Annotated in this window: 15 protein-coding genes and 3 rRNA genes; 17 read left to right on the plus strand and 1 reads right to left on the minus strand. The window is 45.4% G+C overall.

Annotated features, from left to right (window positions below; genetic code table 11):
* The 6 genes from dnaA to gyrB all read left to right on the plus strand — a co-directional run bounded on the left by dnaA (window position 1) and on the right by gyrB (window position 6,328).
* Window positions 1-1,347: a chromosomal replication initiator protein DnaA gene (gene dnaA, locus NST34_RS00005; RefSeq protein ID WP_042183777.1), complete on the plus strand. Its 1,347-nt coding sequence runs from the start codon at window positions 1-3 to the stop codon at window positions 1,345-1,347.
* Window positions 1,348-1,544: 197 nt separating this feature from the next.
* The gene (gene dnaN, locus NST34_RS00010; RefSeq protein ID WP_339244164.1) at window positions 1,545-2,687 is read left to right on the plus strand and encodes a DNA polymerase III subunit beta; all 1,143 of its coding nucleotides are present in this window, start codon (window positions 1,545-1,547) and stop codon (window positions 2,685-2,687) included.
* 48 nt (window positions 2,688-2,735) lie between these two features.
* On the plus strand, window positions 2,736-2,966 hold the full coding sequence (yaaA, locus tag NST34_RS00015; RefSeq protein ID WP_042123047.1) for a S4 domain-containing protein YaaA: 231 nt from the start codon (window positions 2,736-2,738) through the stop codon (window positions 2,964-2,966).
* A gap of 20 nt (window positions 2,967-2,986) precedes the next feature.
* A complete protein-coding gene (gene recF / locus NST34_RS00020; RefSeq protein WP_042123050.1) occupies window positions 2,987-4,105 on the plus strand; it encodes a DNA replication/repair protein RecF in 1,119 nt (372 codons plus the stop codon).
* A 16-nt stretch (window positions 4,106-4,121) separates the two neighbouring features.
* Window positions 4,122-4,370, plus strand: a complete 249-nt coding sequence (gene remB / locus NST34_RS00025; RefSeq protein WP_036677731.1) for an extracellular matrix regulator RemB — start codon at window positions 4,122-4,124, stop codon at window positions 4,368-4,370.
* A 47-nt stretch (window positions 4,371-4,417) separates the two neighbouring features.
* Window positions 4,418-6,328, plus strand: coding sequence for a DNA topoisomerase (ATP-hydrolyzing) subunit B (gyrB, locus tag NST34_RS00030; protein WP_042183779.1), 1,911 nt, complete (start codon window positions 4,418-4,420; stop codon window positions 6,326-6,328).
* An 87-nt stretch (window positions 6,329-6,415) separates the two neighbouring features.
* Here the strand turns inward: gyrB and NST34_RS00035 are convergent, their stop codons facing one another.
* On the minus strand, window positions 6,416-7,291 hold the full coding sequence (locus tag NST34_RS00035; protein ID WP_341126915.1) for a YheC/YheD family protein: 876 nt from the start codon (window positions 7,289-7,291) through the stop codon (window positions 6,416-6,418).
* A 355-nt stretch (window positions 7,292-7,646) separates the two neighbouring features.
* Between NST34_RS00035 and gyrA the strand changes: the two genes are divergently transcribed.
* The 11 genes from gyrA to NST34_RS00090 all read left to right on the plus strand — a co-directional run bounded on the left by gyrA (window position 7,647) and on the right by NST34_RS00090 (window position 23,146).
* Window positions 7,647-10,187, plus strand: a complete 2,541-nt coding sequence (gene gyrA / locus NST34_RS00040) for a DNA gyrase subunit A (protein WP_042183783.1) — start codon at window positions 7,647-7,649, stop codon at window positions 10,185-10,187.
* Window positions 10,188-10,455: 268 nt separating this feature from the next.
* Window positions 10,456-11,553, plus strand: coding sequence for an HD-GYP domain-containing protein (locus NST34_RS00045; RefSeq protein WP_076298109.1), 1,098 nt, complete (start codon window positions 10,456-10,458; stop codon window positions 11,551-11,553).
* A gap of 389 nt (window positions 11,554-11,942) precedes the next feature.
* A 16S ribosomal RNA gene (locus NST34_RS00050) occupies window positions 11,943-13,500 on the plus strand.
* Between the two features lie 263 nt (window positions 13,501-13,763).
* A 23S ribosomal RNA gene (locus NST34_RS00055) occupies window positions 13,764-16,692 on the plus strand.
* A 128-nt stretch (window positions 16,693-16,820) separates the two neighbouring features.
* Window positions 16,821-16,937: ribosomal RNA gene (gene rrf / locus NST34_RS00060) — 5S ribosomal RNA — on the plus strand.
* Together the 16S, 23S and 5S rRNA genes form the textbook arrangement of a ribosomal RNA operon.
* A 154-nt stretch (window positions 16,938-17,091) precedes the next feature.
* A complete protein-coding gene (locus NST34_RS00065) occupies window positions 17,092-18,714 on the plus strand; it encodes an ABC transporter substrate-binding protein (protein WP_341126916.1) in 1,623 nt (540 codons plus the stop codon).
* Entirely contained in the window at window positions 18,711-19,700 is a 990-nt protein-coding gene (locus NST34_RS00070; protein WP_042183789.1) for an ABC transporter permease, read from the plus strand. The genes NST34_RS00065 and NST34_RS00070 overlap by 4 nt, the downstream gene beginning before the upstream one ends.
* On the plus strand, window positions 19,697-20,563 hold the full coding sequence (locus NST34_RS00075) for an ABC transporter permease (protein WP_143764167.1): 867 nt from the start codon (window positions 19,697-19,699) through the stop codon (window positions 20,561-20,563). Before NST34_RS00070 ends, NST34_RS00075 begins: the two co-directional genes overlap by 4 nt.
* Window positions 20,560-21,327: an ABC transporter ATP-binding protein gene (locus tag NST34_RS00080; protein ID WP_341126917.1), complete on the plus strand. Its 768-nt coding sequence runs from the start codon at window positions 20,560-20,562 to the stop codon at window positions 21,325-21,327. Before NST34_RS00075 ends, NST34_RS00080 begins: the two co-directional genes overlap by 4 nt.
* Window positions 21,318-22,091, plus strand: coding sequence for an ABC transporter ATP-binding protein (locus NST34_RS00085; protein WP_076287055.1), 774 nt, complete (start codon window positions 21,318-21,320; stop codon window positions 22,089-22,091). The genes NST34_RS00080 and NST34_RS00085 overlap by 10 nt, the downstream gene beginning before the upstream one ends.
* Window positions 22,088-23,146, plus strand: a complete 1,059-nt coding sequence (locus tag NST34_RS00090; RefSeq protein ID WP_341126918.1) for a pyridoxal-phosphate-dependent aminotransferase family protein — start codon at window positions 22,088-22,090, stop codon at window positions 23,144-23,146. The genes NST34_RS00085 and NST34_RS00090 overlap by 4 nt, the downstream gene beginning before the upstream one ends.
* The last annotated feature ends 2 nt before the right edge of the window (window positions 23,147-23,148 follow it).

The following is a 23,148-nucleotide window of genomic DNA, read 5'->3' on the forward strand; positions in this document are numbered from 1 at the left end:
GTGGACAGCCATACTTCCGAATTATGGCAGCAAATTTTATCGATTATTCAAACCAAATTAAGCAAGCCGAGCTTTGATACCTGGTTTAAGGCTACTAAAGCGATAACCTTCAACTCCCAGGTTCTCATTATCTCGGCACCTACAACGTTCGCAGTAGAATGGCTGGAAAGTCGCTACACCAAACTAGTAGGAGCAACGGTCTACGAAGTCACTGGGAAACAAGTGGATGTAAAATTCGTGATTGAAGAAAGCAAGCCGCCTGAGCTTGTGGTTCAACAATCCGCTCCCACTCCCGTAGTATCACGAGAAGAAGCGCAAACGCATCTACTCAATCCCAAGTACACTTTTGACACTTTTGTAATCGGCTCCGGCAACCGTTTTGCGCATGCAGCCTCACTGGCAGTAGCCGAAGCGCCGGCCAAAGCATACAATCCCTTGTTTTTATATGGTGGTGTAGGTCTGGGCAAAACCCATTTAATGCATGCCATTGGGCACTATGTTCTAGAACATAACCCGAATAACAAGGTTATTTACATCTCATCTGAGAAATTCACGAATGAATTTATCAATTCAATCCGTGATAACCGCGGTGAAAGCTTCCGCAATAAGTATCGTAACGTTGACATTTTGCTTATTGACGATATTCAATTCCTCGCTGGAAAAGAGTCCACGCAGGAGGAGTTTTTTCATACGTTCAATGCGCTCCACGAAGAACGCAAGCAAATTATCATCTCCAGCGACCGACCGCCAAAGGAAATTCCCACACTGGAAGAACGGCTACGTTCCCGGTTCGAGTGGGGCTTGATTACGGATATTCAACCACCCGATCTAGAAACCCGAATTGCGATTTTGCGCAAAAAGGCGAAGGCAGAGAACCTTGATATCCCTAATGAGGCCATGATGTATATTGCTAACCAGATTGACACCAATATTCGTGAGCTGGAGGGTGCATTAATCCGGGTTGTTGCTTACTCTTCGCTAACTAACCAGGATGTAACTACTCATTTGGCAGCTGAAGCACTCAAGGATATTATTCCTTCCAGCCGGCCTAAGATGATTACCATCGCTGATATTCAGCAAAAAGTCGGTGAATACTACAATTTACGCCTTGAAGACTTCAAAGCGCGAAAACGTACGAAAGCCGTAGCTTTTCCACGTCAAATCGCAATGTATCTCTCCCGTGAACTAACCGATTATTCGCTCCCTAAGATTGGTGAGGCATTCGGAGGACGTGACCATACGACCGTAATTCATGCGCATGATAAAATTACACAGTCATTAAAGGTCGATCAGGAGTTGTACAAAGTGGTAAATAATCTTGCGGAGAAAATTAAAAATCCTTCCTAAGAGGAACAAAGAGCCTATACACAATCTATACACATGTGGGTAGGCTTAATTTTATGCTATTTGATAGGGTTATCCACATATTAGACGCCCCTACTACTAATACTATTAAATAACTATAATAATTCATCATGTAAAGACGCGTAATAAAGAGCTACCAATACAACGAAATTCCCAATTTTTCAGCTAGGAGTGAAATCATGAAAATAAGCATTCTTAAAAATGAACTCAACGAATCCATTCAACACGTATCCAAAGCTATATCCAGTAGAACAACCATCCCTATTCTGACCGGTATTAAGCTGGAAGTTAGCCATCAAGGCGTCACATTAACTGCAAGCGACACCGATATTTCGATTCAATCGTTTATTCCAGCAGAGAATGACAGCCATACGATCGTGAAGATAGATCAGCCAGGAAGTGTTGTTCTTCCCGCTAAATTTTTCGTCGAGATTATTAAGAAGCTGCCCTCCAAAGAGATTCACATGGAAGTTAAAGAAGGATTCCAAACGTATATTTCTTCTGGATCCACTGAGATTCAGATCGTAGGTTTAGACCCTGAAGAATTCCCGGTGCTACCGAGTATTGAGGAGAACGATACTATCTCCCTGCCAGGTGATTTGCTGAAAAATATGATTAAACAAACCGCTTTTTCTATTTCTACCCAAGAGACAACTCCGATTTTAACAGGTATACTGTGGAATCTGGCTGATAATGAGTTTAAGTTTACAGCGACAGACCGCCACCGCTTAGCTACAAGAGCAGCAAAACTAGAAGGTACGGAGAATGTCCAATTTGCAAATATCGTAATCGCCGGTAAAACTCTTAATGAGCTAAGCAAGATTATTCCTGATCAAAATATGCTCGTTGATATTGTGGTTGCGGACAATCAAGTTCTCTTTAAAATCGACAAAGTACTGTTCTATTCACGGATCCTTGATGGAATTTATCCGGATACTTCTAGAATTATTCCAACAACCTACAAAACAGAACTAACTTTGGATACAAAAAAATTAAGCGAATCGATTGATCGTGCTTATTTGCTGTCCCGCGAAGAAAAAACCAATATTGTGCGCATGCAGACGCTTGAGCAAGGTGGTATTGAAATTTCTTCTAGCTCTTCTGAGCTTGGTAAAGTTCGTGAAGAACTTGAAGTCATTGATTTCAAAGGTGAACCGCTCAAAATATCTTTCAACTCCAAATATATGCTCGATGTCCTAAAAGTTATTGAGAGTGAGCAGCTTGTAATAGCATTTACAGGAATGATGAGTCCGATCATTTTGAAGCCGCTCGATCAAACCAATAGCTTGTATATTATTTTGCCTTACCGTACAACAAATTAATGCCAACATTCATGAACATGTGGATAAGTGGCTGAAAGGATAAAAACCATGAAAAAAATACTTATCCACAGTGGATATATTAAGCTGGATCAATTCCTGAAACTTTCTGATTGTGTATCCACAGGTGGAATGGCCAAAGCTTTGCTGCAAGAAGGACATGTACTTGTTAACGGAGAAGTAGAGGAACGGCGTGGAAGAAAACTTTATCCGGGTGATCAAATTGAAGTGCAGGATAACGGCACATTTCAGGTTGAAGGCGGAGGAGTCAAAGAGGAGTAGGCTAGGGGAGGAACCATTTCGTGTTTGTTAAAAATATCGGTCTGCAGCATTATCGGAATTACGGGCTGCTGCGTCTGGAGAGCTTGGGCGATGTGAATCTGATTCTGGGTCAGAACGCCCAAGGCAAAACAAACCTCATGGAGGCATTGTTCGTCCTGGCGATGACCAAAAGCCACCGCACCTCGAAGGATCGCGAACTTATCTCATTCGATGCCCCTGGAGACGCTGCTCAGATCATTGCCGAGGTAGAACGTAAGTACGGCGATCTCAAGCTAGAGCTCACCCTATCTGCCAAAGGTAAAAAAGCTAAGATTAACGGTCTAGAACAACGACGTCTTAGTGAGTTTGTGGGATCACTCAATGTGGTCATGTTTGCACCGGAAGATTTAGAGATAGTCAAAGGGACACCTGGCATCAGACGGCGTTTTCTCGATATGGAGATTGGCCAAGTCCAGCCCAGTTATCTATTTCACCTCCAGCAGTATCAAAAGATTCTCTTACAAAGGGGCAATTTGCTGAAGCAGTTGTGGGGGAAAGAGGCAGCGGGAAAAGACCTTTTGGAAATCTGGGATGCTCAACTTGTGGAGCACGGTGTTAAAATCGTAAAAAAAAGGAAACAATTCATAAAGAAGCTGCAAATATGGGCTGAAAGCATACACCGGGGGATTACGAACGGCGGAGAAGAACTGAAATTGCTCTATGTCCCCTCTTTCGGCGATCGGGATGAGGAAGATGAAGCTGTCTTATTAGACAATTTTATGTTAAAGTTATCACAAACGAGAGAACAAGAAATCAGGCGCGGCATGACGCTGACGGGTCCCCATCGGGATGACCTGTCCTTTTTTATCAACGGAAGGGAAGCTCAGGTCTACGGTTCTCAGGGACAGCAGCGTACAACGGCTTTATCGCTCAAGCTGGCGGAAATCGAGCTGATCCATGAAGAAATCGGAGAATATCCTGTGCTGCTTCTTGATGATGTTTTATCCGAGCTTGATCCTTACCGACAGACCCAGCTTATTGAAACCTTTCAAAGCAAGGTACAGACATTCATTACCGCTACCGGGATTGAGGGTCTGAATGCCGATAAATTAAAGGGCGCCAGCCTATATCATGTTCATGATGGAAAAGTGGAGTTATAAAGAGCGGAGGAAGATCATGTATATTCATTTGGGCGGGGAGAAGATTATTCGCTCTTCGGAGTTAATTGCAATATTTGATATTTCGATTGAGAAATCTTCCAAGGTGTCTAAGCAATTCGTCATTCACTCTGAGCAGGACAAGAAGCTTGAGCGGATTGGTGAAGAGGAAGCAAAATCTATTGTCGTAACTAAAAATATCGTGTATTACTCCCCCATTTCCTCCTCCACTCTCAAAAAAAGAGCCAAAATTTTGCTCGAAATATAACTTGCGTTTAGTAACAAAGAGATAATCTGAAAGAAGTAGGTGAAGGCATGTCAATGAATCAACCGACATATGATGAGAGCCAGATTCAGGTACTGGAAGGGCTAGAAGCTGTCCGGAAACGTCCGGGCATGTATATTGGTTCCACTAGTTCTAAAGGTCTCCATCACTTGGTGTGGGAGGTCGTAGATAATAGTATCGATGAAGCCCTAGCAGGTTATTGTGACCGGATTCAAGTGATTATTCATGAGGATAACGGGATTACTGTTATCGATAATGGACGTGGCATACCTGTAGGTGAAAATGAAAAACTTAAAAAGTCGACGCTTGAAGTTGTAATGACAGTACTGCATGCAGGCGGTAAATTCGGCGGCGGCGGATATAAAGTATCAGGCGGCTTACACGGTGTGGGTATCTCCGTAGTAAATGCCTTGTCTGAGAAGGTTGTTGTTAATGTTAAGCGTGATGGGCATATTTATCAGCAGGAATACAGACGTGGTGCACCACAGTATGAGATCAAAGTTGTTGGAGATACGGAAGAGACAGGTACGACTACAACTTTTCATCCGGACCCTGAAATCTTTACTGAAACCACGGTCTTTGAATATGCGACACTGCTTACTCGTATTCGGGAGCTAGCTTTTCTTAACAAAGGAATTGAGCTTTCACTGCATGATGAGCGGACCGATGTCACCAACGTGTTCAAATATGAGGGTGGTATCGTTGAATATGTGAAATATCTGAATGAGAAAAAAGAAGCGCTGCACGAGGAACCAATCTACGTGGAAGGCTCACGGGATATGATTCAGGTTGAAGTAGCTCTCCAATATAATGATTCGTATACAGAGAACATCTACTCTTTTGCGAATAATATTAATACCCATGAGGGCGGAACGCATGAATCCGGCTTCAAAAGTGCTTTAACACGTATTATCAACGATTACGCCCGTAAAGCGGGTGTGCTGAAGGATGGTAATTCAAATCTGACTGGCGACGACGTGCGTGAAGGATTGACAGCCATTATTTCTGTCAAAATTCCAGAGCCTCAGTTCGAAGGTCAAACGAAGACTAAGCTCGGAAATAGTGAAGTTCGTGGAATAGTAGAATCACTGTTCGGAGAGAAGTTGCAGGAATTCCTGGAAGAGAATCCGGCAGTATCACGCCGTGTCCTTGAGAAGTCGCTTTCAGCTTCACGTGCACGAGAAGCTGCTCGTAAGGCTCGTGAGTTAACCCGCCGTAAGAGTGCGCTTGAAGTCAGTGCACTACCTGGTAAACTTGCGGACTGTTCATCCAAGGATGCGTCTATCAGCGAACTGTATATCGTCGAAGGTGACTCTGCGGGTGGATCGGCCAAGCAGGGCCGGGATCGTCATTTCCAAGCGATTCTACCGCTGCGTGGTAAGATTCTAAACGTAGAAAAGGCACGCTTAGACCGTATTTTATCCAACGCCGAGATCCGGGCTATTATTACTGCTCTTGGTACAGGAATCAGTGATGATTTTGACTTATCGAAGGCTCGTTACCATAAAGTCGTTATTATGACGGATGCCGACGTCGATGGAGCTCATATTAGAACTCTGTTGTTAACATTCTTCTACCGTTACATGCGGAAGCTAGTAGATGCAGGTTATATCTATATCGCACAACCGCCATTGTTCAAGATAGAACGCAACAAAGTGATCCGTTATGCAGGTAGCGAGAAGGAACGCGATGAGATTATCGCCTCTTTTGGAGAGAATGTTAAGGTCAATGTTCAGCGCTACAAAGGTTTGGGTGAAATGAATGCTACCCAGCTGTGGGACACGACGATGGATCCTGAGGCTCGTATGATGCTACAAGTAACGATTGAAGATGCGATGCTTGCTGATAGTATCTTTGATACGCTGATGGGCGATAATGTTGAACCAAGACGTGACTTTATCCATGAGCATGCGAAGAGCGTCAGATACCTTGATGTGTAAGAATTACATTCAAGCATAAAAACCTCTGGCTTCTGTTCCTAACGGAATGAGAATGCTGGAGGTTTTTTTGGTTTCAGAGCTGATTTTTTAGGCTTTAGTATATTGCCTATTGCGGGTAGTATATGGGGATTTTCTAGCTTTTACACGTCCATATGCTACAGCATAGCGGTGTATTCTACGATAGATAGATTTATCAGGAAATAACTTGAAAACAACAATGGATGGAAGCGTGTTGACCTCAAGCAGCCACATATCCATATGCTGATCCATGGCAATATCCAGACCAATTTCTTTAATTCCTGGATAGGTGGTTTCCAATTGGCCTGCAATTTGTACGCCTAAAGATTTTAATTGATTAATCGTGGAGAGTGTTTCAGAAGGGTTCATATGATTTTTTAATAATGTATTTACTGACAGAATACTACCTCCACTATGATAATTGGTGACGATTTTCTGAGGGGCAGCTACTCTTCCGAGCATTCCTGTTGTTTCCCATGCACCTGATGGAGTCTTTTGGGCAAGAACTCGAAGGTCGAAGGGACGATCTTGATGACGCAGGAGATCAATTCCTTTTTGGACGAGGTAGGTACGGTTCTGAATTCGTTTCTGTAAGGCCTCATGCAGCTCTTCGGGGGAGAAGAAAACTTCTGCAGTCTTTGCATATCTTAAAATATATAGGACCTGCGCTTCTTGCTGTTCTCTCTCCTCGTTATTGGCGGTGACAGTCATTTCAGTCTTCTGCTGGCTAGGACTTAAAATCACCGTACGCTGCTCAGCTCTCATTACACCAATACCAAAGCTTCCGCGATCAGGTTTTATATAGACCATGGCATATAACGCAAGCATTTCTTTAAGAACACTTAAATCATATTTACGAGTATCAGGCACATATAGAGATAGAGATTGATTTTGAAGGATAACTTTTGTTTTAGCCCATTTACTTGGGACTCGTTGAATCTTCATTATCTTCCTCCTTAACAATTTTGTGCAGCGTTTGCTCTTTTGAATTCCCTTGTACAAAACTTGCTGTGGAAGCATAATCTTTGGCAGCTGAAAATCAGGACAAGCTACCTAAACAATGGTATAATATAAGGATATGGGGTTATGCCTTATCGAACGATACTAGGATAATAAAACCGTGTTTCTTGTCTTTACAGTCTATGTACTAAAGACATTTGCGGAAAGGGCGAATACCCTAATCAGCGCAAAAGAAATCAATATTAGAAGATAAAAGGCTATCATGTTTAATTGTGCTACTTTTGTGAAAGTAATATAATTAAGGGTAGCGGTTTTTTAACTGAAGGAGGTCCAGCAACTCATGGCTGAACAAAATAACCCACAAGTCAAAGATCGGGACATTGGCGTGGAAATGCGTGAATCCTTTATGGATTACGCAATGAGCATCATTGTTAGCCGGGCTTTGCCAGATGTGCGGGACGGACTCAAGCCGGTTCACCGACGCATTTTGTTTGCGATGTCGGAACTTGGAATGTCTGCGGATAAGCCTCATAAGAAATCGGCAAGAATCGTCGGTGAGGTTATCGGTAAGTACCACCCTCACGGTGACTCAGCCGTCTATGAAACAATGGTACGGATGGCTCAGGATTTCTCTATGCGCTATATGCTTGTGGACGGTCACGGGAACTTTGGTTCGATTGATGGTGATATGGCTGCAGCGATGCGTTATACAGAAGCTCGTCTTTCCAAGATTGCAGGCGAAATGCTTCGAGATTTGAACAAAGAAACAGTTGATTTCGCACCCAACTATGATGGTGAAGAGAATGAGCCAGTTGTATTACCAGCTCGCTATCCGAACCTGCTCGTTAATGGGGTATCTGGTATAGCTGTAGGTATGGCTACTAATATTCCACCGCATAACCTAGGTGAAGTTATCGATGGTGTGCAGGCGATGATTAAGAATCCTGATATCACCCCTATGGAATTGATGGAGTATATCCAAGGCCCAGATTTCCCAACGGCTGGATATATTTTGGGTCGTGAGGGTATTCGTCAGGCTTATCGTACGGGGCGTGGTTCAGTGACCATGCGTGCAAAGGCAACGATTGAAGAGAATAACGGTAAGGCTCGCATCATTGTACATGAGCTGCCGTATCAGGTGAATAAGGCGAGACTGGTTGAGAAAATCGCAGAATTAGTACGTGAGAAACGGATCGAGGGTATAACGGATCTTCGAGATGAGTCTGACCGTAACGGTATGCGTGTAGTTGTTGAGATGAGACGTGATGTGAATCCAAATGTTGTGTTGAACAATCTATATAAACATACTTCTATGCAATCTACATTTGGTATTAACATGCTGGCCATCGTGAACAACGAGCCGAAAATTCTTAATCTGCGTGATGTGCTCTATCATTATTTGCAGCACCAGATTGAAGTTATTCGTCGTCGTACTATATTTGATCTTAAAAAAGCTGAAGCACGCGCTCATATCTTAGAAGGTCTGCGTATTGCGCTGGATCATCTGGATGAAGTGATTGCGTTAATTCGCGCTTCTCGGACAACGGATATAGCCCGCGAGGGATTAATGAGCACCTTTAGCCTCAGTGTAGAGCAGGCTCAAGCGATCCTCGACATGCGGATGCAGCGTCTGACCGGTCTGGAAAGAGAAAAGATCGAGAATGAATATAACGAATTGCTAGCTAAAATTGCAGAGTACCGTGAAATTTTGGCGAATGAGCATCTTGTACTGGAAATCATCAGTAACGAGCTGCAGGATATTCGTGATAGATATTCTGATGAACGCCGGACAGAGATTACCGTTGGTGAAGAAAGTATCCTGGATGAAGACCTTATTCCGCGTGAAGAGGTTGTTATCACTATTACACACACGGGATACATCAAACGTCTACCTGTCAGCACCTACCGCAGTCAGAAGCGTGGAGGGCGCGGAGTCATGGGGATGGACACCAAGGACCAGGACTTTGTGGAGCATCTCTTCGTGAGTAACTCTCATAACTATCTGATGTTCTTTACCGATAAGGGTAAGGTGTACCGGATTAAAGCTTATGAGATCCCAGAGCTGGGACGTACTGCACGTGGGACACCAATCATCAACCTGATTCAAATTGAACAAGGTGAGAAGATTAGTGCCGTAATCCAAGTGGAAGAGACCGATAGTGACAAGTACTTGTTCTTTGCTACCCGCGAAGGTATCGTGAAGAAGACGCCACTTGAGGATTACAATAACATCCGCAAAGGCGGACTTATCGCTATTAACCTTCGTGAAGAGGATTCTCTAATTGAGGTTAAGCTGACAGATGGACAGCAAAATCTTATTATCGGTACAGCTCGCGGAATGTCGATTACGTTCTCAGAGAATGATGTTCGTTCTATGGGGCGTAGCGCGACAGGCGTGAAGGGCATTACGCTTGATAGTAATGACCATGTCATCGGTATGGATTGTGTCGATAAGGAGCTTGAGGTTCTGATTGTTACTAGCAAGGGTTATGGTAAACGGACACCAGCCGGTGACTATCGATCCCAGACTCGTGGTGGTAAAGGAATCAAGACCATTAATCTCACTGAGAAGAATGGCCCTGTAGTTGGTCTAAAAGTCGTTAAGAACGATGAAGACTTAATGATCATTACTACAAGCGGTACCTTGATTCGTACCAGCATGGATGGAATCTCTACTATGGGTCGTTATGCGCAAGGGGTTAAGCTAATTAACATCCGCGAGGATGATGCTGTGGCTACTCTGTGCAGAGCAGATAAGAACGAAGAGGACGAATTGTCTGAAGATATGGAAGGCCTCGAGGAACAAGTAACAGTAGATGAATCTGGTGATATTGATCAACCGGAAACAATCGCTGAGGATCAAGAAGATAACTTAGAGTAGGTTATATTCAATAAAGAGCAAGGGCTTCTATTACAGAGACCCTTGCTCTTTTTGCTGTGATTAATTAATAGCTAGTTATTTAATGAAATGTAATGAGGATTTTTATAAGAATAGTTTTCATTTCACTAGTCGCTTCCTTTTATCCGTACTATAATTAGCCGATAGAGTATAAATCAGTATATAAAGTACTATTTTCTCAGAAATTATCTGTCATATTAGATTTCGGTAATCCTGAGCTTATTGTTATAGAAATTAAGGGGCTGAGTATATGCCAAGTGTATTGGCTGGAGAAATTAAAGCGGGCTCAAAGATAACCAAAGATGTAATTACACCTTTGGGGGGGATTTTGTTCACCAAGGGAAAAATACTACTCCCCCGTGATCTAGAAATTTTAGAAGCTTTTTTGGTTGGGCAAGTGGAGATCGAAGGTGTTCAGGGAGAGGCCAACTCTGATGCTGTCAAAAAAAACGCCAAGCAGACAGCACTTAAAGCTGGAGCGATTATAAATCAATCGATGCTGATCAAGAACAATTCCCCACTACATGATGAATATGAAAAAATGATCGCACTTATTAGGACTAGCTATCGTTCGGTAACGGCAGCTTCACTTCCTATTTTTGAGTTGCGGAGTCAATTAGAGTTACTAATTAGTCATTTGAAGGATTATCATGTGTTGAAGTTTTCTCCACGTACGCTAAAAGACGAGGATTACAACTATCACAATGCCGTGCTGTCCGCGTTAACATCATATAAGATCGCTCAGTGGTGCGGGTATCCGCAAAAGGATTGGATGCAGATCGCTTTTGCTGGATTACTACATGACATTGGAAACGCAAAAGTAGATAGTTCTCTTTTACATAAGCCGGAGTCACTTAATAGTGCTGAAATAGAAGAGGTTCGCAGACATACTACATATGGCTATCAATTGTTGCGTAATGTTACAGCGATTAATGAAGGGGTAAGACTAACAGCATTGCAGCATCATGAGAAGGTTGACGGGTCTGGTTACCCACTTAAGCTAGAAGGTAGCCAGATTCATTTTTACGCTAAAGTAGTTGCGGTAGCAGATATATTCCATGCTATGACCCTAGAAAGGGCCTATAGAAAAGCACAGTCTCCTTATTTAGTGTTAGAGCAGATAATGACAGAAAGCTTCGGTAAGCTCGACCCAGTCGTTGTACAGACCTTTATACAGAAGAGTACCGATTTGTTTAATGGAACCAGAATACGTCTGAGCGATGGACGTCATGGAGAGATCATATTTACTGACCGTGCTAATCCAACACGTCCTATGATTAAGGTAGAGGGTACGATTGTTAACCTAATGTTGGAGCGAGAATTGTATATTCAGGAGATCATTGCTTAGAGAAGGAAGTATTAAGAGACTGCATAAATGAGACTGTGCTAACAGGTATACACCAATATATAAAGGGTGATTGATAGCACAGTCTCTTATTTATAGATTATATTAAAAAAAAGTGTTGCAATGAATCTCTATACATGATATATTCTATTTCTGGCCGAGAAACACACATGCCGAGCTCGAAAAAGAAGTAAAAAAAGAGCTTGACATTAAACGGCTGAACATGATATAGTATAAGAGTTGCTGCTGAGACATTAAACGGCGCCAACGAGAACTTGATCTTTGAAAACTGAACAACGAGTGAGTAGGAAATCACGAAAGTGAAATCCAAAACTAGAGAATTAATTTTCTCGTCAGATGTTTCAAAATGAGCATATCGCTCTTTTCAATACTAATTGGAGAGTTTGATCCTGGCTCAGGACGAACGCTGGCGGCGTGCCTAATACATGCAAGTCGAGCGGAGTCATTTTGAAAGCTTGCTTTCAAGATAACTTAGCGGCGGACGGGTGAGTAACACGTAGGCAACCTGCCCCTTAGACTGGGATAACTACCGGAAACGGTAGCTAATACCGGATAATTTCTTTTTTCTCCTGAAGAAAGAATGAAAGACGGAGCAATCTGTCACTGAGGGATGGGCCTGCGGCGCATTAGCTAGTTGGTGGGGTAACGGCCCACCAAGGCGACGATGCGTAGCCGACCTGAGAGGGTGAACGGCCACACTGGGACTGAGACACGGCCCAGACTCCTACGGGAGGCAGCAGTAGGGAATCTTCCGCAATGGACGAAAGTCTGACGGAGCAACGCCGCGTGAGTGATGAAGGTTTTCGGATCGTAAAGCTCTGTTGCCAGGGAAGAACGTCCGGTAGAGTAACTGCTATCGGAGTGACGGTACCTGAGAAGAAAGCCCCGGCTAACTACGTGCCAGCAGCCGCGGTAATACGTAGGGGGCAAGCGTTGTCCGGAATTATTGGGCGTAAAGCGCGCGCAGGCGGTCATTTAAGTCTGGTGTTTAAACCTTGGGCTCAACCTGAGGTCGCACTGGAAACTGGGTGACTTGAGTACAGAAGAGGAAAGTGGAATTCCACGTGTAGCGGTGAAATGCGTAGATATGTGGAGGAACACCAGTGGCGAAGGCGACTTTCTGGGCTGTAACTGACGCTGAGGCGCGAAAGCGTGGGGAGCAAACAGGATTAGATACCCTGGTAGTCCACGCCGTAAACGATGAGTGCTAGGTGTTAGGGGTTTCGATACCCTTGGTGCCGAAGTTAACACAGTAAGCACTCCGCCTGGGGAGTACGGTCGCAAGACTGAAACTCAAAGGAATTGACGGGGACCCGCACAAGCAGTGGAGTATGTGGTTTAATTCGAAGCAACGCGAAGAACCTTACCAGGTCTTGACATCCCTCTGAATCCACTAGAGATAGTGGCGGCCTTCGGGACAGAGGAGACAGGTGGTGCATGGTTGTCGTCAGCTCGTGTCGTGAGATGTTGGGTTAAGTCCCGCAACGAGCGCAACCCTTAACTTTAGTTGCCAGCAAGTAATGTTGGGCACTCTAGAGTGACTGCCGGTGACAAACCGGAGGAAGGTGGGGATGACGTCAAATCATCATGCCCCTTATGACCTGGGCTACACACGTACTACAATGGCCGGTACAACGGGAAGCGAAGCCGCGAGGTGAAGCCAATCCCATCAAAGCCGGTCTCAGTTCGGATTGCAGGCTGCAACTCGCCTGCATGAAGTCGGAATTGCTAGTAATCGCGGATCAGCATGCCGCGGTGAATACGTTCCCGGGTCTTGTACACACCGCCCGTCACACCACGAGAGTTTACAACACCCGAAGTCGGTGGGGTAACCCGCAAGGGAGCCAGCCGCCGAAGGTGGGGTAGATGATTGGGGTGAAGTCGTAACAAGGTAGCCGTATCGGAAGGTGCGGCTGGATCACCTCCTTTCTATGGAGAATCGTCTTCTGCAATGAAGACATTCAAATCGGAAGTTAAACTTCCAAAATCTCAGGTTTAGGCCTGTTACTCACTCGTTGCTCAGTTTTGAGAGTTTAAGCTCTCAAGTAAGACTTGATCCTTGAAAACTGGATACCGAAACGAATTTGCGTTTTAGAACATCTTTTAGCTAAAACTTGTGTAAACAAGTACGTTAGTTATTAGCTGGAAGCGAAGATTTTCAATTGTGCGAACAAGCGAAACATCGGAGCGAAGGTTAAGCTAATAAGAGCACACGGAGGATGCCTAGGCGCCAGGAGCCGACGAAGGACGTGGCGAACAACGAAACTGCCTCGGGGAGCTGTAAGCAAGCTTTGATCCGGGGGTGTCCGAATGGGGAAACCCAGCTGTGGTAATTCGCAGTTACTCATCTCTGAACACATAGGAGATGTAGAGGCAGACCAGGGGAACTGAAACATCTAAGTACCCTGAGGAAGAGAAAACAATAGTGATTCCGTCAGTAGCGGCGAGCGAACGCGGAACAGCCTAAACCTAAGAGCTTGCTCTTAGGGGTTGTGGGACGTCTCACATGGAGTTACAAAGGAATATGGTAGGTGAAGAGGTCTGGAAAGGCCCGCGATAGAGGTAAAAGCCCTGTAACCTAAACTGTGTTCTCTCCGAGACGGATCCCGAGTAGTGCGGGGCACGTGAAACCCCGTATGAATCCAGCAGGACCATCTGCTAAGGCTAAATACTACCTGGCGACCGATAGTGAAACAGTACCGTGAGGGAAAGGTGAAAAGCACCCCGGAAGGGGAGTGAAATAGAACCTGAAACCGTGTGCTTACAAAAAGTCAGAGCCCTATTAATGGGTGATGGCGTGCCTTTTGTAGAATGAACCGGCGAGTTACGTTTAACATGCAAGGTTAAGTCGAGAAGACGGAGCCGCAGCGAAAGCGAGTCTGAATAGGGCGATTGAGTATGTGGACGTAGACCCGAAACCGTGTGATCTACCCCTGTCCAGGGTGAAGGTGCGGTAACACGCACTGGAGGCCCGAACCCACGCATGTTGAAAAATGCGGGGATGAGGTGGGGGTAGCGGAGAAATTCCAATCGAACTCGGAGATAGCTGGTTCTCCCCGAAATAGCTTTAGGGCTAGCCTCGGTATAAGAGTAGTGGAGGTAGAGCACTGATTGGGTGCGGGGTCCGCAAGGATTACCAAGCTCAGTCAAACTCCGAATGCCATATACTTATTGCCGGGAGTCAGACAGTGAGTGCTAAGATCCATTGTCAAAAGGGAAACAGCCCAGACCATCAGCTAAGGTCCCCAAGTGTGTGTTAAGTGGGAAAGGATGTGGAGTTGCACAGACAACCAGGATGTTGGCTTAGAAGCAGCCACCATTGAAAGAGTGCGTAATAGCTCACTGGTCGAGTGACTCTGCGCCGAAAATGTAACGGGGCTAAACACACCACCGAAGCTATGGCTAGATACGTATGTATCTGGGGTAGGGGAGCGTTGTATGTGGGTTGAAGGTGTACCGTAAGGAGCGCTGGACAGCATACAAGTGAGAATGCCGGTATGAGTAACGAAAAGATCAGTGAGAATCTGATCCGCCGAAAGCCCAAGGTTTCCTGAGGAAGGCTCGTCCGCTCAGGGTAAGTCGGGACCTAAGGCGAGGCCGAAAGGCGTAGTCGAAGGACAACAGTTTGAAATTACTGTACCACCGTAATCCGCTATGAGCGATGGGGTGACGCAGGAGGGTAGTGACGCGGACTGATGGATATGTCCGTCTAAGCAGTGAGGCTGATGTGTAGGCAAATCCGCACATCATTAAGGCTGGGCTGTGATGGGGAGCGAAAATTATAGTAGCGAAGGTCATGATCTCACACTGCCAAGAAAAGCCTCTAGCCAGGAGAAGGTGCCCGTACCGCAAACCGACACAGGTAGGCGAGAAGAGAATTCTAAGGCGCGCGGAAGAACTCTCGTTAAGGAACTCGGCAAAATGACCCCGTAACTTCGGGAGAAGGGGTGCCCCGGTAGTGTGAATAGCACGAGGGGGCCGCAGTGAAAAGGCCCAAGCGACTGTTTAGCAAAAACACAGGTCTGTGCGAAGCCGCAAGGCGAAGTATACGGGCTGACGCCTGCCCGGTGCTGGAAGGTTAAGGGGAGTGGTTAGGGGTAACCCGAAGCTATGAACCGAAGCCCCAGTAAACGGCGGCCGTAACTATAACGGTCCTAAGGTAGCGAAATTCCTTGTCAGGTAAATTCTGACCCGCACGAATGGCGTAACGACTTGGGCGCTGTCTCAACGAGAGATCCGGTGAAATTTTAATACCTGTGAAGATGCAGGTTACCCGCGACAAGACGGAAAGACCCCATGGAGCTTTACTGCAGCTTGATATTGAATTTGGGTACGATCTGTACAGGATAGGTGGGAGCCGTAGAAATCGGAGCGCAAGCTTCGGTGGAGGCGCCGTTGGGATACCACCCTGATCGTATCTAGGTTCTAACCTAGTACCCTTACCGGGTACGGGGACCGTGTCAGGCGGGCAGTTTGACTGGGGCGGTCGCCTCCTAAAGAGTAACGGAGGCGTTCCAAGGTTCCCTCAGAATGGTTGGAAATCATTCGAAGAGTGCAAAGGCATAAGGGAGCTTGACTGCGAGACCTACAAGTCGAGCAGGGACGAAAGTCGGACTTAGTGATCCGGTGGTACCGCATGGAAGGGCCATCGCTCAACGGATAAAAGCTACCCTGGGGATAACAGGCTTATCTCCCCCAAGAGTCCACATCGACGGGGAGGTTTGGCACCTCGATGTCGGCTCATCGCATCCTGGGGCTGAAGTAGGTCCCAAGGGTTGGGCTGTTCGCCCATTAAAGCGGTACGCGAGCTGGGTTCAGAACGTCGTGAGACAGTTCGGTCCCTATCTGTCGTGGGCGCAGGAAATTTGAGAGGAGCTGTCCTTAGTACGAGAGGACCGGGATGGACGTACCGCTGGTGCACCAGTTGTTCCGCCAGGAGCATGGCTGGGTAGCTACGTACGGACGGGATAAGCGCTGAAAGCATCTAAGCGTGAAGCCCCCCTCAAGATGAGATTTCCCAATTAGTAAGACCCCTTGAAGACGACGAGGTAGATAGGTTGGAGGTGGAAGTGCAGTAATGCATGGAGCTGACCAATACTAATCGGTCGAGGGCTTATCCTATACTTAGAACGCAAATTCAATTCGGATTCAGTTTTCAGGCATCAAGCCTGTAACACGCTAAGAAATTCATTCTCACTACTGGTGATGAACGAAATTTCACGCGACAGCGTCTGTTTCACAGACGCATGTTTGGTGGCGATAGCGGAGGGGTTCCACGCGTACCCATCCCGAACACGACCGTTAAGCCCTCCAGCGCCGATGGTACTTGGACCGAAGGGTCCTGGGAGAGTAGGACGTTGCCAAGCACGCAAGACCACTGTTGAGTAATCGACAGTGGTCTTTTTGTTATGTATATTTATTTAAGGATTGTTGCAAATTAAATTATGTTTGACAGACTACAGTGTTTAACCCATAATACAATTCATACTAAACATATAAGAATTATAGGGGGAGAGAATTATGTCGTACTTTAGTGTATCTATTAAGAAACCGATTCTGTTGGGGGCAATAGCAGTTTTGCTATTGATGGTAATTGCAGGATGCTCGGGATCTAATAATAAGGCTGCTTCAAATAAAGATGCGCAGGAAAGTGCGAGTCCAGCAACAGCAACTCAGAGTCCTCAAATAGCTGATCCTGCAGTAGGAGGAACCTTCGTCTATGGACGCCCTGCTTCTGTAACCTCATTGGATTTGCATAATCAGATTACGTCCAACAATGCTTTTGCTATCGACAAAGTGTTTGAATCGTTAGTTGCTTTTGACAGCAAGGGCGAAATTGTAGATTGGCTTGCGAAGTCACATAGTATCAGTGAGGATGGCCTGACGTATACTTTTGAACTTCGCGACGGCTTAAAGTTTTCAAACGGTACGGATGTGACTGCAGAAGATGCTGTATTCTCCCTTGAGCGGCACTTGAAGGTTGGCGGCCCGCTGGCAATATCGGCAAAGGTCGGCACAATTAAGGCGCAGGATAACAAAACGCTTGTTATTACACTTAAAGAGCCTTATACACCATTTATCTCAGAGCTATCCAATTTCTCAAATGGCATCTTGCCTAACAATTTTGGTGGAGTTTCCGAAGAAGAATTCTTTAAGAAGCCCATCGGAACGGGACCCTTTGTGGTTGAATCATGGGATACAGCGGGTGATCTGACCTTCACTAAGAACAAATTCTACTGGCAAGAAGGTAAACCATATATTGATAAGCTAGTTTATAAGTTGATTGAGGACGATAGCCAAGCAATCAACCAGCTGAAGGCTGGGGAAGTTAAAGCTATTGAATCTTTAGCACTGCAAAATGCCAATGAGATCAAAGATGGAGCTGACACAAAAGTAATTACTAACGGTAGTTGGGTGACAGAGCAATTGTTCTTTAATACGCTGGATGAACATTTCTCGGATGTGCATGTTCGCCGTGCTCTGGCTCTGGCGCTTGATCGTGAAGGCTTAACCAAGGCTTTAACCTTTGGTTATGCGCAAACAGCAAACTCATTGCTGCCAACAACAATTCCTTATAACTCCAATGATACAATCAAGGCTCTGAACTTCAATGTCGAGGCAGCGAAGGAAGAGCTTGCTAAATCTGCCTTCCCTAATGGATTCACTACCAAATTACTTGTAGCCTCCGGCAATAGTACAAGAGCGCAAGAGGCGCAAATTATTCAGGCAGCGGGTCAAACGATCGGGATTACAATTGAAATTGAGTCGATTGAGCTTGCTACTTTCCGTGAACGGTTCTTTGCATATGATTTCGCCGCAATGCTCAACAGCGGTCAAGCCGACTCCCCTGAAGCGAACTCGATTATTGCTTTTCAAACTGATCCGGAAGGCTTCAGCAAATCATATTGGACGCATTATACGAATGATGAAGTAACGAAGCTGCTATATGAGGGCCAAAAAACAGCGGACGGCGATGCTCGCGCACAAATCTATACTAAGCTGCTGCAGACACTTGCTGATGAAGTGCCGTATATTCCGCTTTATTATCCAGATGTTTTGAAAGGTATTCGTTCTTCAGTCGATGGCCTTGTTGTTCTACCTAACGGCAGCGCCCGTTTCGAAGATGTCCGCATCAGCCAATGACGAATCTTAAGCAGGTGTTAAATCAACCTAGAGGAAGCAAGGACTCTTACAACTGGCTTGTGATATCACTTATAAAGGCGCTGGCAGTGATCTGCTGCGTAATGATAGCAGTCTTTTTCATCATCCGAATTGTGCCTGGAGATCCAGCTAAAATGATATTGGGAGAATACAGTACCCCTGAGGCGCTCAAGAGTATGCATCATACTCTTGGGCTGGACCTCCCTTTATGGGAGCAGTTCATGCGATTTCTGAAGACGCTATTTACTCAGGGGGATACTGGAAACTCCATTGTTATGGGGACATCAACAAGAGAGTTGATTATGCAGAGAGCCCCTGTCACTTTGTTGCTTATAGTAATGGCGTGTGTGTTGGCGATTTTCGTATCACTTCTGCTTGCTACAGTAGCAGCTACGCATAAGGATAAACTGTTGGATCATTTAATACGTATTTTTCCTACAATAACTTTGGGTATGCCAATCTTCTGGGTTGGCTTACTTTTAATTTTGCTCTTTAGTGTCCGGCTTGGCTGGTTCCCCGTTGGGGGAGTAAGTGAAGGGTGGATTGGAACTTTGCACAGTCTTGCACTTCCGGCAATCACCGTTGCTTTCTCACAGATCCCTACGCTGGTCCGTTCGTTAAGAGCACAGATGCTTGAAGTGTTAGAATCGGATTTTGTAGTTACACTTAAGGCTGCCGGAATACCAAGCAGGGTTATTTTATTTAAACATGTGCTGCGCAATTCGGCTCTTCCAACACTGATGCTGATGGGTGTGAATATTTCATATCTAATCGGCGGCACATTGGTCGTTGAACAGGTGTTTGGAATAAAGGGAATTGGCAGTTTGTTATTCACTTCAATTTCGAAACGGGACTTTCCAGTTATTCAAGGAATAGCACTTTACTGTGCGCTAGCTGTTGTGATCATCAGTCTCTTGATTGAAATCATTTCTTGGTGGCTTGATCCCAGAACGAAGGGAAAACAATGAAAACGATAAGACTAGAACCACGATTGTATGAGGCTGGTAAAATGACTAGCGGCTTAAAACGAATATGGAATACCCCTTCACTTCTAGTGGGATTGATTATGTTTGCAGCTCTTATTCTCTTGACTGTGTTCATACCGTATATAAGTCCATATGATCCCTCCGAGCAAAATTTGAGCGCCTTTCTGCAGCCTCCGTCGGCTGAACACTGGCTAGGAACCGATCAGCTGGGACGTGATCTGTTTACTAGATTGATTTATGCTGCGAGGACTGATTTAAAAATCATGGTCTTAGCAGAAATCATTCCCTTTTGCATAGGTGTGTTCCTAGGAATGCTAGCAGGATATTACGGCAAATGGATTGATACAGTTATTACGCTGCTGTCAGATACGTTGATCGCTTTTCCTTTTTATCTAATCGTCATTATCGTTGCTTTTGCCAGTGGAGCAGGAGAACGAGGCATTTATATTACTTTTATACTTGTAGGTTGGATTGTTTTTGCCCGTGTAGTGAGAGGTCTTAGCGCATCTTTTCGCAATCAGGAATGGGTGGCATCCGCTCAAACCTTAGGGCTACCCGGAGTGAAAATTATTTTGCGTCATCTGCTGCCCAATGTGCTTCCGCAAGCTGTGGTCGTTCTTATGACAGACATGATTGGATTGCTTGTTGCCATTGTTACACTGGGGTATCTTGGGATCGGTATTACACCGCCAACTCCAGACTGGGGAACTATGATCTCGGATGGACAGCCATTCATCACTACAGCTTGGTGGCTCTCAGCTGTCCCAGGATTTGCAGTGGTGTATACCGGAATAGCTTTGTCGCTCCTAGGTGATGGTTTGGCAGACATATGGAGGAAAAAATGATGTCTAAAGAGCCCATTTTAGAAATAAACGCACTATCGCTGGCAGCGAAGTCAAAAGAGAGATTAGTCAACAATGTTAGCTTTACGCTGAGCAAAGGGGAGAGTCTAGGATTAGTAGGTGAGTCGGGTTCAGGAAAATCGCTTACGCTGCGTGCAATTCTGGGACTACTTCCAAATGGTGTTGAACAGACAGGTGGCACCATTAAGAGTGACGTAAGCAGTGCGATGGTGTTTCAAGACCCAAGAGGTGCGCTTGATCCACTCTGTATGGTTGTCAATCAGCTGGCTGAAGTCGTGTATTACAGACAGAAAGTTAGTCGAAAGGCTTCGCGAATGATTGCGCTGGAGCTACTCGAAAGGCTTGGTCTCCCTGATTCTTTAAAGAAAAAGGATCGATATCCGAGTCAGCTGTCAGGCGGTCAATGTCAACGGGTAGTCATCGCTTTGGCACTGGCGTGCAAGCCAGGTATTCTTCTCTGTGATGAGCCGACAACGGCGCTGGATGTCACGGTTCAACGACAAATTATTGAAACGATCACGAACCTCCAGCAGGAGTTGGGATTTGCTATGGTTTTTGTAACGCATAATCTCGCGATTGCAGCCAACTTGTGCTCACGCCTATGTGTAATGAAACAAGGGCAGATTGTGGAGCATGGCGCTACCCTTGATATTTTGCAAAATCCATCCGACCCTTACACACAGATGCTGATTGATTCGGTGCTTCCTTTGCCAGAGCTTGAAGGGAGTAGAGACTCATGGAACTAGCCTTACAAATAAAAGATTTAACTGTTCACTACGGCGGATTTACTGCACTGGATTGTATCAATTTGAATCTTGAGCAGCACACCACTCTTGGACTTGTTGGAGAATCCGGTTCAGGGAAATCTACGCTGGCGCGAGTAATTGCTGGACTGATTGCTCCGCATGAGGGGAAGATTCTGTTAGGTACCCAAGAGTTAAAAAAGAAAAGGAGCCGTGAGCAGCGTAAAATAATCCAGATGATCTTTCAAAATCCTGATGCATCGCTGAATCCAAAGCATTCGATTAGGCAAATTCTTTCCGAGCCCTTATTGTTTCATAAAATTGTGGGACGTACAGACGTTGAGCAAAGATGTAAAGAGCTTTTGAACCAGGTTCATTTGGAGCAAAAGGCTTTAGATAAATTCCCGCATGAATTTTCAGGTGGTCAACGGCAACGGATAGCGATCGCTCGTGCATTAAGCGTTGAACCAAATATCCTGATCGCCGATGAACCTACAAGCGCGCTGGATGTATCTGTGCAGCTTAGTGTGCTCGAACTGTTCAATACGCTGAAAGCTGAGCTTAATCTCACCATGCTTTTTATTTCCCATGATCTAGGAGTAATTAATGCAATTAGCGATACGGTAGCAGTTATGCGGCAAGGAAAGCTCGTGGAGCAGAGTCCGAAGGATCAATTCTTCATCCGGCCTAAACATGAATACAGTTACGAGCTGTTGTCGGCAGTTCCTAAAATGCCAAAATCAAGTACATCAGGAGGTTTCTTATGAGCCCAGAATATAATGTACATGTGCCACTTTCAGTGGATGAGTACAATAAGCTTACACAATTGATTTCTACAATCTTGTTTACTGAGCATCCACCAGTTATCATCCCAGCTGAGGCAATTCTGGGGATCGAGGCAGTGGCTGCAGGAATAGCGGCACCTGGTCGAACCATTGTAAATATAGTAACAGGTCCCTATGGAAGTCTATTTGGAAAGTGGCTTGAACGGGGAGGAGCAACGGTTATTGAAGTAAAGGTTCCTTTTGATGAAGTGGTCACTGGCGACCAAGTTGCTTCCGCAATTAAAGAGTTTAGCCCTTGTGCCCTTTCCTTTGTTCAGGCTGAAGTAGTTACAGGTGGATCTAATCCGGCTAAAGAAATATTTAAGATTGCAAAGGAGTTCAATCTCATTACTGTGACCGACTCAGTTTCTGCGGTTGGGGGAGAGGCGTTAATGGTCGATGAATGGGGAGTTGATTTTGCTGTGATAGGCGCACAAAAAGCCTTGGCTGGACCTAACGGTGTTAGCGCCGTCAGTATTTCACCACGTGGCTGGCAATTTCTTGAGTCAAATAAAAATGCACCGCGTAACTCCATTCTGTCCTTGCTAGATCTCAAACCTTCGCTGGATGGCGCCACGCCACTACGAGTTGCTCCAAATATTCCGACATTAGAGGCTAGAGCTTTGATCATGGCCTTGACACGAATTGAAGAAGAGGGATTGGAACAAATCATTCAGCGTCATGAAAGGGCTGCAGCTGCTACATTAGCTGGTATAGAATCCTTGGGGCTTGAGCCTTGGCAAAAGGACAACAGACATTATTCTACACTGACTACAACGGTTCGGATTACTGGAAAGCAAGATTTGCAGATCGAAAAACCTATAGGCATTGTGGCTCCAGGAGACGGAGAATTATTTGGCCATCTTTTGCGGATCAATCATTTCGGAACAAATGCTGCTCGGAAAAGTGTGGAGGAAGCCATATTAACGCTTGCTGAGTTGTTGAAACAAGACCCCGATCAGGCATTAGAAGCTGTTCGGCTGGCTTGGGGGGAATGAAG

The sequence above is a fragment of the Paenibacillus sp. FSL H7-0714 genome (assembly GCF_038003765.1).
Lineage (GTDB): Bacteria > Bacillota > Bacilli > Paenibacillales > Paenibacillaceae > Paenibacillus_AQ.

Coding starts and splice junctions, on each gene's coding strand:
- NST34_RS00085 (WP_076287055.1), top strand. CDS start 21,318: ATGGAACTAGCCTTACAAATAAAAGATTTAACTGTTCACTACGGCGGA.
- NST34_RS00070 (WP_042183789.1), top strand. CDS start 18,711: ATGACGAATCTTAAGCAGGTGTTAAATCAACCTAGAGGAAGCAAGGAC.
- NST34_RS00045 (WP_076298109.1), top strand. CDS start 10,456: ATGCCAAGTGTATTGGCTGGAGAAATTAAAGCGGGCTCAAAGATAACC.
- NST34_RS00090 (WP_341126918.1), top strand. CDS start 22,088: ATGAGCCCAGAATATAATGTACATGTGCCACTTTCAGTGGATGAGTAC.
- yaaA (WP_042123047.1), top strand. CDS start 2,736: ATGAAAAAAATACTTATCCACAGTGGATATATTAAGCTGGATCAATTC.
- gyrB (WP_042183779.1), top strand. CDS start 4,418: ATGTCAATGAATCAACCGACATATGATGAGAGCCAGATTCAGGTACTG.
- NST34_RS00075 (WP_143764167.1), top strand. CDS start 19,697: ATGAAAACGATAAGACTAGAACCACGATTGTATGAGGCTGGTAAAATG.
- NST34_RS00035 (WP_341126915.1), bottom strand. CDS start 7,291: ATGAAGATTCAACGAGTCCCAAGTAAATGGGCTAAAACAAAAGTTATC.
- dnaN (WP_339244164.1), top strand. CDS start 1,545: ATGAAAATAAGCATTCTTAAAAATGAACTCAACGAATCCATTCAACAC.
- remB (WP_036677731.1), top strand. CDS start 4,122: ATGTATATTCATTTGGGCGGGGAGAAGATTATTCGCTCTTCGGAGTTA.
- gyrA (WP_042183783.1), top strand. CDS start 7,647: ATGGCTGAACAAAATAACCCACAAGTCAAAGATCGGGACATTGGCGTG.
- NST34_RS00065 (WP_341126916.1), top strand. CDS start 17,092: ATGTCGTACTTTAGTGTATCTATTAAGAAACCGATTCTGTTGGGGGCA.
- NST34_RS00080 (WP_341126917.1), top strand. CDS start 20,560: ATGATGTCTAAAGAGCCCATTTTAGAAATAAACGCACTATCGCTGGCA.